This is a genomic window from Roseivirga sp. YIW32 (assembly GCF_057219245.1).
Map to the genome: position 1 here is coordinate 980531 of NZ_JBXVVG010000002.1, position 12466 is coordinate 992996.

Here is a 12466-nt window from a genome sequence, read left to right on the forward strand (position 1 = left end):
GATGGCAAAAAGAGATTATTACGAGGTTTTAGGAGTTAGTAAAGGCGCAACGGAAGATGAGCTAAAGAAGGCGTATCGGAAGATGGCCATCAAATACCATCCCGATAAGAACCCGGACAATAAAGAGGCAGAAGATAAATTCAAAGAAGCTGCTGAGGCCTATGAAGTGCTGAGCAATGCTGAGAAGAGAGCACAGTATGATCGGTTCGGTCATGATGGCATGCGCGGTGGATTCGGTGGCGCCGGAGGCGGCATGAATATGGATGACATCTTCTCTCAATTTGGCGACATCTTCGGTGGAGGAGGATCTCCTTTTGAAAGTTTCTTTGGTGGCGGCGGCGGTGGTCGCAGACAACGCAAAGGATCTAACCTCAGGATCAAACTAAAATTGACCTTGCAAGAAATTGCCGATGGTGTTGAGAAAAAGATCAAAGTCAATCGACTGGTTGAGGCGGATGGGGTAACCTACAAAACCTGTAATACTTGTGGCGGTTCAGGCCAGCAAAAGAAGGTGGTCAACACAATGTTGGGTCAAATGGTGTCTGCCAGTACATGTTCGGCTTGTAATGGCGCGGGCAAGACCATCGACAGACGACCTCCAGGTGTGGATAGCACAGGACTCGAAATGAAAGAAGAGATCATCCCGATCAAAATTCCAGCTGGAGTTTCGGATGGTATGCAGCTCTCCATGTCGGGTAAAGGAAACATGTCACCCGGTGGAGGAATTCCTGGTGATCTTTTGATCGTCATTGAAGAAATTGAAGACGAGCAATTGAAGCGCGATGGAAATAATGTCGTTTATGATCTATACATCAGCTTCCTCGACGCCGCACTAGGGGGTAGCATGGAAGTGCCCACCATTGATGGAAAGGTGCGTATAAAGATCGACCCGGGAACCCAAAGTGGAAAAATTCTTCGTTTGCGTGGCAAAGGCGTTAAAGACTTGAATGGTTACGGAAAAGGTGACCAGCTCATCCATGTCAATGTTTGGACACCGAAGAAGTTGACAAAAGAAGAGGAGGAAATTCTTGAAAACCTTAGAGGCTCAGTCAACTTCGAGCCTAAACCAGGGAAAGGTGAAAAAGGATTCTTTGATAAGATCAAGGAGTTCTTCTAAAACATTATAAAAAGGCTGCATCGCAGCCTTTTTCATTTTCATGTATCCTTTTTACTCGCATTTACGTTACTACAAAGTTGCTGAAAAAATAAAATGCAACCCTTAGTCAAACAGAACGTAAAGAACCCCATGTATAAAATTTTTGTACTGCTCACACTAAGTGCCTTGGTTGGGTTTGAAGCGAAGGGGCAGACACAAGAACATTTCAAGATTGAGGATCATGAAGCTGTTGATAAGATTCATTTTTACCTCAAAGCCGCCTCTGGAACATGTGAGATTCGCACCCGGAAAGGGAGCATGCCGATCAACATCATGGGGCACCATGATGAAGAATTCACCTCTTGCGAGTTTGGGGAATCAATGGATGGCGCGACCAAGCACTCCTGGTTTAAGATTGCTGATAAGGGAAACGAAGATTTCGGGACCAAACTTTCCAGAATTTTTGGTCGAAAGACAACAGATGAAGATAACTACTGGAACATTTACCTCACGGATCAAAAGCCGTACCGATTAGACCTTAATTATGGAGTAGGGAAGGCCTACGTGGATTTATCCAATATTGCCGTAGAGAACTGTCGGATCAACTCCGGAAATGCCCATGTGAAGGTTGGCTACCTCACCTTGGAGAAAAACAGAACGACAATGGATACGATGATCGTTTCTGTTGACCTAGGAGATGTGGAGATCGAAAACCTCAACTTGGCAAGAGCTTCTAACATTTTGGCAGAGGTGGGTATCGGATCCCTTGTGATGGACTTCAATCAATCGCCCATGGAACGATCTGATATCTGGGCTCGAGTAGGTGCCGGTTCTCTATACGTGAATTTACCGGAAAACGGCATGCCTGTGCTGATAAGGATGCGAGGAACTTCCTACAATAAATTCAAATTGCCAAGCGACTTCAGAGAATTGGAAGACAATGTCTTTGTCAATCCAAGCTATGATAAGGACGCCATTAACCTGGTAAGTTTCACCATAGACCTCTCTATGGGAAGCGTCATATTCAAGACCGACTAAGAGGCTATCGTTCAAAAAATCCTTTGCTCGTTGCAATATTCCGCTTAGCCCTATTCTTTTCAGGTGCTAATCATACTTTTTCATATTTGTTTGCCTTTCATCTGAGCGGAAAGGATTAATTTCAACGAAAACCAAAACAACAACGATTTGAATATTCTAGAAGCCAATAACGTGACCAAGAATTATGCGGTGCATAAAGCCTTGGACGATGTCAGCATCAGTATTCCTAAGCAATCGATCTTTGGGTTACTTGGCCCAAATGGGGCTGGCAAAACGACCTTAATTCGAATCATCAATCAGATCATCATGGCCGATGAAGGACAAATCTTCATCAATGGCGAAAAGCTCCAGCCAAAGCATATCGGAGTGATCGGATACCTGCCTGAGGAAAGAGGTCTGTATAAGAAAATGAAAGTGGGCGAGCAGCTCATGTACCTGGCGGAACTCAAAGGCTTGTCTAATGCCGAAGCCAGAAAACGGATCAAGCATTGGCTCGACCGAATGGGGCTCACGGATTGGGCTGGAAAAAAAGTAGAAGACCTTTCAAAAGGAATGGCCCAAAAAATACAGTTCATTGCAACGGTACTGCATGAGCCCGATCTTTTGATCTTAGATGAGCCTTTTTCGGGTTTCGATCCGGTCAATGCCAACCTCATCAAAGACGAAATATTTGAATTGCGAGACAAAGGGGCGACTGTTATTTTTTCCACACACAGGATGGAATCCGTTGAACAGCTTTGCGACCACATTGCCTTGATCAATAAATCGAAAAAGATCTTAGATGGTCCTAAGAAAGAGATCAAGGATTCTTTTAAGCTCCATAAATACAGCGTCAGCTACAAAGGAGATCTCGTGGGTTTAAGCAATAACTTCACAGCCTCTGAAACCAAAGAAGAGGATGGATTGAATCATTCGATCATACAGGCCAATGGGCAAAATCCAAATGAGGTATTGCAAGAGCTCATTAGTAAAGTAGAGGTACACGCATTTGTTGAAGAGGTACCCTCAGTAAATGATATTTTCATTCAAATTGTGGAAGGAGCAAATCAATGAACCAGATATTCTTAGTATTAAAAAGAGAGTACTTAACGCGTGTAAAAAAGAAGACCTTTCTTCTGGCAACGATCCTGACGCCTTTAATTTTTCCCGCCTTGATCTTGACCATCGTTTATTTTGCGACGCGAGAAAAGGAGTCAAGAAGCGAGGAATTGTTGGTTCTTGATCAAAGTGGTCTTTTTGCCGATGCCTTTGACATCACTTCTTATGATTTTCAGTATATCGAAGGAGAACTCGAAGCAGCCAAAGAAGAAATGACCGAAAGGGGGGCTTTTGGATTACTTTATATTCCAAAATTCGAGGTCAACGATGCGTCGCAGATCAACTATTCAGGATTTGAGCTGTATACGAAAACCAATGCCAGCGTAAGTGCGATCAATCGGATGGAAAGTGCCATTCGAAGTCGCCTTGAAAGCATAAAACTTCAAAATTCAGGACTGGAAAAAGAAGTCATCGATAATCTGCGTGTGCGCGTTAGCCTAGATTCCTTCAATTTGTCAGATACAGGAGAAGCCAAAAAGAGTAACTCACAATTGAGCTTTGCCATTGGTTATGGTACTGGCTTTCTGATCTACATGTTTATCTTCATCTATGGCTCTCAGATCATGCAATCTGTCTTGGATGAAAAGACCAGTAGAATTGTAGAGGTAATTGTTTCATCCGTTAGACCGTTTAACCTCATGATGGGAAAAGTACTCGGCGTAGGAGCCGTGGGCTTTACCCAATTATTGATCTGGTTTGTCCTGATCGGCACCTTGTCAACAGCAGGATTGAGTATCATGGCTGGTGGAGGTAGTGAGGCCATGATGGATGCCGCCGCGCAACAAATGCCTGCAGAAGCGGCACAGGCTATTGAACAAACGCAGCAACAAGTAATGGTTGCTGAAATTCAAGAAATGATCGCTTCAGTGCCGGTGGTGAAGATCTTGGCTTGTTTCCTTTTCTTCTTTTTGGGTGCTTATTTCTTATACGGGGCCTTGTATGCCGCGATCGGCTCTGCCGTGGATAGTATCCAAGACGCCCAGCAATTTATGTTTCCGATCATCCTGCCCATCCTAGTGGCGATCATGTCCATGTTCTTTGTATTGGATGATCCCAATGGAGGCTTAGCCGTGACGATGTCGATGATACCGTTTACATCACCGATCATCATGATGGCAAGAATACCATTTGGTGTACCTGATTGGCAATTAGCCCTCTCCATGGCCCTTTTGGTGGCAGGTTTCGTGGGCACCATTTGGGTGGCCGGACGCGTGTATCGAGTCGGTATTTTAATGTATGGTGCCAAAGTCAATTGGAAAACGATTGGCAAGTGGTTCACCATGAAAGTTTAACTGAAAGGCGTTCAATTTGAGCGCCTTTTTTCTTTCCCATGCTTACCCTCAAGCGACTTTTTCCTTACATTTCCGTATGCAAAACCCATTCAGTGGATCATTCACGGTTGATTTCTACTCGAATCAATCCACCATCAAGTGGGTCATCTTAGTTGTTGCGGCCATTATTGGACTCGCCTCTATCATCTACACCGATCGATTGGTTGAGGAGCTAAAAGCAAGGGAGCGAGAAAACATTTACCTCTGGGCACGGTCAATTGAGTTTTCGTCGAGGAGTGACCTTTCTGCCAACGACCCGGGGCTTACATTCATCAGCACCAACATCATTGCTCCTGAAAATTCGATACCCGTTATTTTGATCGATTCGCTTACACAGGAGGTGCTGCTTACCAGAAATATAGACAAGCAAAGCGATCAAACCATCCGCAATCTGATGGAGGAGATCAAAGAAGAGAATCCACCCTTTCGAATTGCCGTAAGAAATGGACCCAATGGAGAGATCACCGATATTCAATACGTCTATTACCGAAACTCGTATTTGCTAAGACAGTTAGGTACTTACCCTTTCATTCAATTGAGCGTCATCGGCATATTTGCTTTTATCGCTTATTTGGCCTTTAACTATTCGAGGAAAGCAGAACAAAATCGTGTGTGGGTTGGATTGGCAAAAGAGACCGCTCACCAATTGGGGACACCTCTCTCTTCGCTGATGGCTTGGTTGGAATACATCAAGGGCATGCCCGAGATGGCGGGGAGAGAAGACATTACCATGGAACTTGAGAAAGATGTTGAACGATTGGAAATGATCACGGCGCGCTTCTCCAGTATTGGTTCGTTGCCTGTTTTGCAAAAGCAAGACCTGGCGGAAGCCATGACCGATTGCATCAATTATTTAAAACCAAGGGTTTCCTCTAAAGTGCGCTTTCAATTGGACTCGCCTACTGTTTCTTTGCAAGCCGCCTTGAATAAGCCTTTGTTCGTTTGGGTCGTAGAGAACATTGTCAAGAACGGGATCGACGCCATGAGCGGAATTGGTGAGATCAAGATCACCATCGGGCAAGAATCAGCGAATGAAGTATTCATCGATATAGGAGATAATGGCAAGGGCATAAAAGGCAATGTAAAAGACGTGTTCAAACCCGGTTTTACCACCAAAAAGAGAGGTTGGGGTTTAGGCCTCGCGCTAGCCAAAAGAATCATTGAAAACTATCATCAGGGGAAGGTTTTTGTCAAAAGCTCCCAAGCAGATGTCGGCACCGTCTTTCGAATCATTTTACCTGCCTGAATTTCTCAGTAAAATTGACCTGTATTTTCATCATAACGGTTTGGTTTAATTGTTATTAAACTTACCTTTGCACCCAGAAAAATCAAGCGTAAGCTGCGCTGAACAAATAAATCGAAATGGCAAACATTGGAAAGATCACTCAGGTAATTGGCCCGGTAATTGACGTTAGCTTTGACGCCGAAGGAGCCCAATTGCCCAACATCCTAGACGCACTAGAAGTAACAAAAGAGAACGGCCAAGTGGTTGTTTTAGAATGTCAACAGCACCTCGGCGAAGACCGCGTAAGAACCATTGCAATGGATTCTTCAGAAGGGTTGAGAAGAGGTATGGAGGTTGTGGACCAAGGTACACCGATCTCAATGCCTGTTGGTGACGACATCAAAGGCCGACTATTCAACGTAGTAGGTGAAGCAATCGATGGTATCGAGCAACCAAAAGGAGACAAGAGATTACCGATTCACCGTTCGGCTCCGAAATTCGAAGATCTTTCTACATCAACAGAAGTGCTCTTTACGGGGATCAAAGTGATCGACTTGATCGAGCCTTATGCAAAAGGTGGTAAAATTGGATTGTTTGGTGGTGCCGGTGTGGGCAAAACGGTATTGATCCAGGAGTTGATCAACAACATTGCGAAAGCTTATTCTGGTCTATCTGTTTTTGCTGGTGTTGGAGAGCGAACTAGAGAAGGAAATGACCTGCTTCGTGAGATGATCGAATCAGGTATCGTAACCTATGGCGAAGGCTTCAATGAGTCAATGGAACAAGGCGGATGGGACCTTTCCAAAGTAGATAAAGAAAAATTAGCGGAGTCTAAAGCGACTTTCGTATTTGGTCAGATGAATGAGCCTCCAGGTGCGAGAGCAAGGGTGGCCCTTTCAGGATTGACCATGGCAGAATATTTCCGTGATGGTGATGGTGAAGGACAAGGAAAAGACATTCTTTTCTTCGTGGATAACATCTTCCGTTTCACGCAAGCAGGTTCTGAAGTTTCAGCCCTTCTCGGTCGTATGCCTTCAGCGGTAGGTTACCAGCCTACCTTGGCAACAGAGATGGGTGCCATGCAGGAAAGAATCACCTCAACAAAGAACGGATCGATCACTTCAGTACAAGCGGTTTATGTGCCTGCGGATGACTTGACTGACCCGGCTCCGGCAACAACCTTTGCTCACTTAGATGCCACAACGGTATTGTCAAGAAAAATTGCCGAGCTAGGCATTTACCCAGCGGTGGATCCTTTGGATTCTACTTCAAGAATTTTGACTGCTGACATCTTGGGTGATGAGCACTACGATTGCGCGCAACGAGTAAAAGAGACCCTTCAGCGTTACAAAGAACTGCAAGACATCATCGCCATCTTAGGTATGGACGAATTGTCTGACGAAGATAAATTGGTCGTTTCACGGGCTAGACGTGTGCAACGGTTCTTGTCACAACCTTTCCACGTAGCTGAGCAGTTTACTGGTTTGGCGGGTGTATTGGTTGACATTAAAGATACCATCAAAGGTTTTAATGAGATCCTTGACGGTAAGCACGACGACCTTCCTGAAGCTGCGTTTAACTTGGTAGGTACTATCGAGGAGGCAAGAGCAAAAGGAGAGAAAATGATGGCTGACGCCGCTAAATAAGCGCTTATGTTATTAGAAGTTGTAACACCAGATCAGAAAGTATTCGAAGGGGAAGCCACCGCGGTGACTTTTCCAGGTAGTGATGGTGAATTTCAAGTATTGAGCAATCACGCCCCGATGATCTCTGCCTTGGGTAAAGGTGAGATGAGAATCATGGCTTCCGGAAAGGAAGAAAAAGTAATGATCGACGGGGGTGTAGTCGAAGTACTCAATAACAAAGTAGTGGTTTTGGCTGAATCAGTGATAGAAGCTTAGAACGGTTAAGCGTTTCGATAGAAACCCTGACACTCTAAAGAGGTCAGGGTTTTTTTATACCCCTCTGGTCTTCGACCACCGGGGGTGGTTGGACCCTCCAGTTTCAGTCATTTTCTGACTTAGTAAGCGTATGAGAAGCATACTTTAAAGCTGCAGGCGCTAAAAACGAGTGCTAGCCATAGAAAGGTAATTAATTCTTTGACGCCCTCGTTGGTGTTGTCACCAACGAGCTATGAAGATGTTGGTGACAACACCAACATCGGCTGAATGTGAGGTAGCTTTTGGTTAAACTTTCAACGTCATTCCCGCGTATGCGGGAATCTCCCTTAGTCTATGCGTGTGTACATCGCGTACGATAAAACCACACTCGTTACAAACGAGTGCAAGTATAAGGGCTATTCAACTGATCATTTGATATCCGTCAGGGAAACGTTCATTCCACGAAATAGCTTATGATCTTGCGCGATCATGGCGCCTGAGGAAAGCGTCTTATAATTTTCCCAAGTGAATTCTAGTCCGCCAATCGGAAGAATCTGCACCCACATCTTGATGGCAACAGGTCGATAGTTGTCATCCAAGATCCACACATAAGAATCACCAGGTGTGGATCCACCAGAAGTATAGGTGACCATTAGCCCTTTTCGACCATCGGGCAATTCAACGAGGCTTCTTTCCGTACCAGGGTCAAAGGCTTTGTAAGGAGCGGCCAACCAAAAACTGTCGTTGTTGAAAAAATCAATGGCTTTTTGAACGAGTTCATTGACTTCCGCATAGGCATAGTTTTGTCCATTCGAAACGATACCTGATTGGGTCGCTGTATTGAGAATGACCTCATGATCATCCCATCGAACCGTCACCAGATCTTCTGCCTTATTCCACTCATAGTGGTGTGGGCCACGAAAGGTCCAACTGACTTGATCTGTGGCTTGCCATGCCTCGTAATTGAGGGATGCCATCATCTCCTTGGTGAGAGCATCCGCCTCTTCACCAGCTTGGCCCTCAGGAAGGGCCTCATCAGAGATGAAAAAGAAAATGGTGGCCAAAGCGATCAAACCAAGGAATAGAATGCCAATGACTTTGAGAAATTTCTTCATGACATGAAGATAGGATTTACCTAGATAAAGTGAACAACATCAAGAGTTGCAATATTCGATGACGGCCTCATTGATGCGTTGAAAGGTTTGACTTAAAATGTCTTCATCTTCCTCCAGAAGAGTGACTCGGAACCCTAAAAGCTCTGAGCTAAATGAAGAGATCGGCACCACACAGACCTGTTTTGCAGCCAATAAATAGTAAACAAAGCGTTTATCTGCTTTCATATTTTTTTCCTCCAGCCAACTCGCTAAAAGCTTTTTGAGCTGAGGATCTTCTACTTGAAGCTGCTGCTCGCCCCTGAGGACCCACGGTTTGAAGATGATGGTATTGTAGAAAGCGCCAAAGGTTTCATTGAAATTGAGGTAAGGTGGTGGAGCAGACCTCCAGCATTTTTGCGTTGGCTAAGGTTTGAAAGAGTTTATTGAACAGACTATCGGAACCTCGATTATAGAACTCAAGCCATCCGCAGCGAGAGCCTGGCCAAGGCAAGTCTTTTGATATCCCTTTCATGGAAATGCCAGGAACATCCTCTATCACTTCGGAAAGAGGAGTGTGGGTTGCTCCATTGTAGGTGATAGACCTGTAGATCTCATCAAAGATCAGGAAAAGATCAAATTTGCGCGCTATGCTTACGATGTCCTGAAGCACCTCTTTTGGATAGACCATTCCTGTCGGGTTATCGGGATTGATCACTAAAATACCGACAATGTTCGGGTTGTATTGTACCTGGTTATAGAGCTCGTCAAGGTCTGGCAACCATTTATTGGCAGGATCTAAAGGGTAGGTCAGGGCTTCTGAATTGGCATGAGCAGCTTCGCCACTGCTGTGGGTCGAATAGGCAGGCGACGGCCCAATGATTCTAGATTCCGGCTTAATGAATTGGTAAAGGGTCGCTATGCCATCTCCAAGGCCATTGAAAAAAATGATGTCGTCTTCACTGAGTTTCGTGCTTGATCGCGCATTGTTTTGATCGGCGAGGTACTTACGAATATGGCGTTCCCCCATAGAATGCGAGTAGCCGTACGTTTTGTCTTCATGGACCAAGGTGGCGATCACCTCTTTGATCCAGCTCGGAATCTGCCAATTCTTTTGAATTGGATCACCGATATTCTCCCAATAAATGGCGTGTCCTAAGTCTTGAACTTGATCGGCTTTTTTAACGATCTCACGAATTTCGTAGGATAACTCAGAAGCCCCCGGGCTGACAATGGGTTGGCGCATTCATGAAGTTCAAGTATTTCAATCTTAAATGGAAAAGCTTTTGCCCAAAAAGCCTTCAATCGATTGCCTTACATGGAAATTCGCAATTAACAATGCACAATATAATTCTGCTGACTCCCGACCGTAAACTTCTGACTCCTTAATACATCTTATCAATGTTCTTAGGCTTTATCTTGGTTTTGTCCAAGGCTAAGAATTGTTCCCAGAACTGATCCCGAGGTAGGCCCGCAGTAACAATCAATGGTTCTTTTTTGATCGGATGTTCAAAATAAAGCTTACGGGCATGGAGGTTGATGCTTTTGTCAGGGTTGGGTTTGGGAAAACCATAACGTAGATCGCCTTTGATCGGACAACCAAACTCCGACAGGTGGACACGGATCTGATGGGGTCTGCCTGTTAACGGTTCTACTTCTATCATGTAGTGGTCGTTCATTTTACCCATGACCCGAAAATTGGTCTCTGCTTTTTGTGCACCATCAACAGATTCAGCATAAGCCGTTACGATGTTTTTCGATCCGTCCTTTTTTAACCAGCTCACCAGTTTTCCTTTGTTTTGCTCGGGTCTATTTTTCACAATAGCCCAATAGGTTTTCTGCACTTTGCGGCTGGCAAATAACTTGTTCATCCGTTCCAGACCTTTTGAGGTTCTGGCAAACACCAAGACGCCAGAAACGGGTCGATCCAAGCGATGGACGGGATGAAGAAAGACAGCCCCTGGTTTCTTGTACTTTTCTTTGATGTAGTCTTTACAATAGTCAGTTAAGGTCTTATCACCCGTCTTATCTCCTTGAACAAGAATGCCACTCGGCTTATTGACGATCAGTAAGTGATTGTCTTCGTATAGCGGTTGTACGATCGGTTCCATTAGAATTCGCTTGTAAAGTGGAAGTCAATATCGGGAAAATTATCTTGTACCATCTGCAACCAGCCTTTTGATTCAGCCATAAAAACCAATTTATTGTCCTTATCTCTGGCAATATGGCGTTGCTTAGACTGTATGAATTCATCGAGTTTGGTCGGGTTTTCAGAGCTGATCCAGCAGGCTTTGTAGAGTTGCATCGGGGCAAATTCAACAGTAGCACCGTATTCATGTTTCAACCGATATTGTATCACTTCGAATTGTAGTTGACCGACCACGCCCACCGCTTTCCTGGCTCCGAGCTCAAAGCTGAACAGCTGGGCAACTCCCTCGTCCATAAGCTGCACCAAGCCTTTTTCCAGCTGCTTGGTTTTCATCGCGTCCTTGTTGATGACCTCTCTAAAGATCTCAGGTGAGAAGCTTGGAATGCCGCGATATTGCCCTTTAGCCCCTTGTGTTAGCGTGTCACCGATCTTGAAATTCCCCGTATCATACAAGCCAATGATATCCCCTGGCCAGGCTTCGTCGACAGTTTCCTTGTCTTGCGCCATAAAGGCAGTGGCTTGAGAAATTCTAAATTTTTTGTCTTGCCGGGTATGGTAATAATTGGCTCCTCGTTCAAATTTCCCTGAGCAGATCCTTAAAAAGGCGATGCGGTTGCGGTGCTTAGGGTCCATGTTGGCGTGGATCTTAAAAACGAAACCGGTAAACTCTTCGTGCGTCGGTTTGATCATGTCATCATCGAGCAACCGAGGCTTTGGATTGGGGGATATCTTTAAAAAGGTGTCCAGCAATTCCTTCACTCCAAAGTTATTCACAGCAGAACCGAAGAAAACAGGCGCCACGTCACCATTCAGATAGGCGTTAACGTCAAGCTCTCCATAAAGGTCCAGGAGCATTTCAACATCTTCACGCAATTGCTTGGCATGAGCTGCTCCTACAAATTTTTCTAGTGCTGGACTTGAAATGTCTTCGAAACGGGTCGCTTCTTCATGCAATTGTTGTTGTTTGGCTTTGAAGAGTCGCAAACTTCGGTCGTATAAGCTGTAAACGCCTCTAAAGTCTTTCCCCATGCCAATGGGCCAACTAAGTGGATGCACATTGATGCCCAGCTTGTCTTCAATTTCATCCAACAAGTCGTATGGATCACGCCCTTCGCGATCTAATTTGTTAATGAAGGAGATGACAGGAGTACTGCGCATGCGACACACTTCCATGAGCTTTTCTGTCTGCATCTCGACTCCCTTGACACAATCGATCACCATGATCACGGAGTCCACCGCTGTCAGTGTGCGATAGGTATCTTCAGCAAAATCCTGGTGACCGGGAGTATCCAGCAAATTGATCTTGGAGCCTTCGTATTCAAATGCCATGACGGAGGTGGCCACAGAAATACCACGCTGCTTCTCGATCTCCATCCAGTCAGAGCGTGCGTGCATGTCGATCTTATTGGATTTGACCGCACCGGCCTTTTGGATGGCACCCCCGAAAAGTAATAGTTTCTCCGTTAGTGTGGTTTTCCCGGCATCGGGGTGACTAATGATACCAAAAGTCCTGCGTTTTTCGATCTGCTCAGCTAGATTCATCCTCCTTAGTAATTGA

General features: G+C 45.1%; 10 protein-coding genes and 1 pseudogene. 7 read left to right on the top strand and 4 right to left on the bottom strand.

The annotated features are described in order from the left end of the window. Nucleotide 1 precedes the first annotated feature (1 nt). The 7 genes from dnaJ (at nucleotide 2) to atpC (ending at nucleotide 7689) form a co-directional block, all read left to right on the top strand. Complete coding sequence (dnaJ, locus tag AC2D6U_RS13105) at nucleotides 2-1117, top strand: molecular chaperone DnaJ (protein WP_484721440.1); 1116 nt, start codon at nucleotides 2-4, stop codon at nucleotides 1115-1117. A 129-nt stretch (nucleotides 1118-1246) separates the two neighbouring features. Continuing rightward, the gene (locus AC2D6U_RS13110) at nucleotides 1247-2134 is read left to right on the top strand and encodes a hypothetical protein (protein WP_484721441.1); all 888 of its coding nucleotides are present in this window, start codon (nucleotides 1247-1249) and stop codon (nucleotides 2132-2134) included. 147 nt (nucleotides 2135-2281) lie between these two features. Then, nucleotides 2282-3187 (top strand): ABC transporter ATP-binding protein, encoded by a 906-nt coding sequence (locus tag AC2D6U_RS13115; protein ID WP_484721442.1) that lies wholly within the window; start codon nucleotides 2282-2284, stop codon nucleotides 3185-3187. Next, nucleotides 3184-4524 (top strand): ABC transporter permease, encoded by a 1341-nt coding sequence (locus AC2D6U_RS13120; RefSeq protein ID WP_484721443.1) that lies wholly within the window; start codon nucleotides 3184-3186, stop codon nucleotides 4522-4524. Before AC2D6U_RS13115 ends, AC2D6U_RS13120 begins: the two co-directional genes overlap by 4 nt. 76 nt (nucleotides 4525-4600) lie before the next feature. Further along, nucleotides 4601-5809 carry an ATP-binding protein gene (locus AC2D6U_RS13125; protein WP_484721444.1) on the top strand — a complete coding sequence of 403 codons (1209 nt, stop codon included), beginning with the start codon at nucleotides 4601-4603 and terminating at the stop codon, nucleotides 5807-5809. Nucleotides 5810-5925: 116 nt separating this feature from the next. After that, nucleotides 5926-7434 (top strand): F0F1 ATP synthase subunit beta, encoded by a 1509-nt coding sequence (atpD, locus tag AC2D6U_RS13130; RefSeq protein ID WP_484721445.1) that lies wholly within the window; start codon nucleotides 5926-5928, stop codon nucleotides 7432-7434. Nucleotides 7435-7440: 6 nt separating this feature from the next. Next, complete coding sequence (atpC, locus tag AC2D6U_RS13135) at nucleotides 7441-7689, top strand: ATP synthase F1 subunit epsilon (protein WP_484721446.1); 249 nt, start codon at nucleotides 7441-7443, stop codon at nucleotides 7687-7689. A gap of 407 nt (nucleotides 7690-8096) precedes the next feature. On the opposite strand, the gene AC2D6U_RS13140 is transcribed toward atpC, so the two are convergent. The 4 genes and pseudogenes from AC2D6U_RS13140 to AC2D6U_RS13155 form a co-directional block, all read right to left on the bottom strand. Then, nucleotides 8097-8783, bottom strand: coding sequence for a hypothetical protein (locus AC2D6U_RS13140; RefSeq protein ID WP_484721447.1), 687 nt, complete (start codon nucleotides 8781-8783; stop codon nucleotides 8097-8099). A 39-nt stretch (nucleotides 8784-8822) separates the two neighbouring features. Beyond that, nucleotides 8823-10005: pseudogene (locus AC2D6U_RS13145) on the bottom strand (pyridoxal phosphate-dependent aminotransferase). A gap of 139 nt (nucleotides 10006-10144) precedes the next feature. Next, on the bottom strand, nucleotides 10145-10870 hold the full coding sequence (locus tag AC2D6U_RS13150; RefSeq protein ID WP_484721448.1) for an RluA family pseudouridine synthase: 726 nt from the start codon (nucleotides 10868-10870) through the stop codon (nucleotides 10145-10147). Next, nucleotides 10870-12450: a peptide chain release factor 3 gene (locus AC2D6U_RS13155; protein WP_484721449.1), complete on the bottom strand. Its 1581-nt coding sequence runs from the start codon at nucleotides 12448-12450 to the stop codon at nucleotides 10870-10872. The genes AC2D6U_RS13150 and AC2D6U_RS13155 overlap by 1 nt, the downstream gene beginning before the upstream one ends. Nucleotides 12451-12466: the final 16 nt, after the last annotated feature.

Excerpts from the sequence above, each read along its gene's own strand:
- AC2D6U_RS13150 (WP_484721448.1), bottom strand. The coding sequence starts at position 10,870 with ATGGAACCGATCGTACAACCGCTATACGAAGACAATCACTTACTGATC.
- dnaJ (WP_484721440.1), top strand. The coding sequence starts at position 2 with ATGGCAAAAAGAGATTATTACGAGGTTTTAGGAGTTAGTAAAGGCGCA.
- AC2D6U_RS13155 (WP_484721449.1), bottom strand. The coding sequence starts at position 12,450 with ATGAATCTAGCTGAGCAGATCGAAAAACGCAGGACTTTTGGTATCATT.
- atpC (WP_484721446.1), top strand. The coding sequence starts at position 7,441 with ATGTTATTAGAAGTTGTAACACCAGATCAGAAAGTATTCGAAGGGGAA.
- AC2D6U_RS13140 (WP_484721447.1), bottom strand. The coding sequence starts at position 8,783 with ATGAAGAAATTTCTCAAAGTCATTGGCATTCTATTCCTTGGTTTGATC.
- AC2D6U_RS13120 (WP_484721443.1), top strand. The coding sequence starts at position 3,184 with ATGAACCAGATATTCTTAGTATTAAAAAGAGAGTACTTAACGCGTGTA.
- atpD (WP_484721445.1), top strand. The coding sequence starts at position 5,926 with ATGGCAAACATTGGAAAGATCACTCAGGTAATTGGCCCGGTAATTGAC.
- AC2D6U_RS13125 (WP_484721444.1), top strand. The coding sequence starts at position 4,601 with ATGCAAAACCCATTCAGTGGATCATTCACGGTTGATTTCTACTCGAAT.
- AC2D6U_RS13110 (WP_484721441.1), top strand. The coding sequence starts at position 1,247 with ATGTATAAAATTTTTGTACTGCTCACACTAAGTGCCTTGGTTGGGTTT.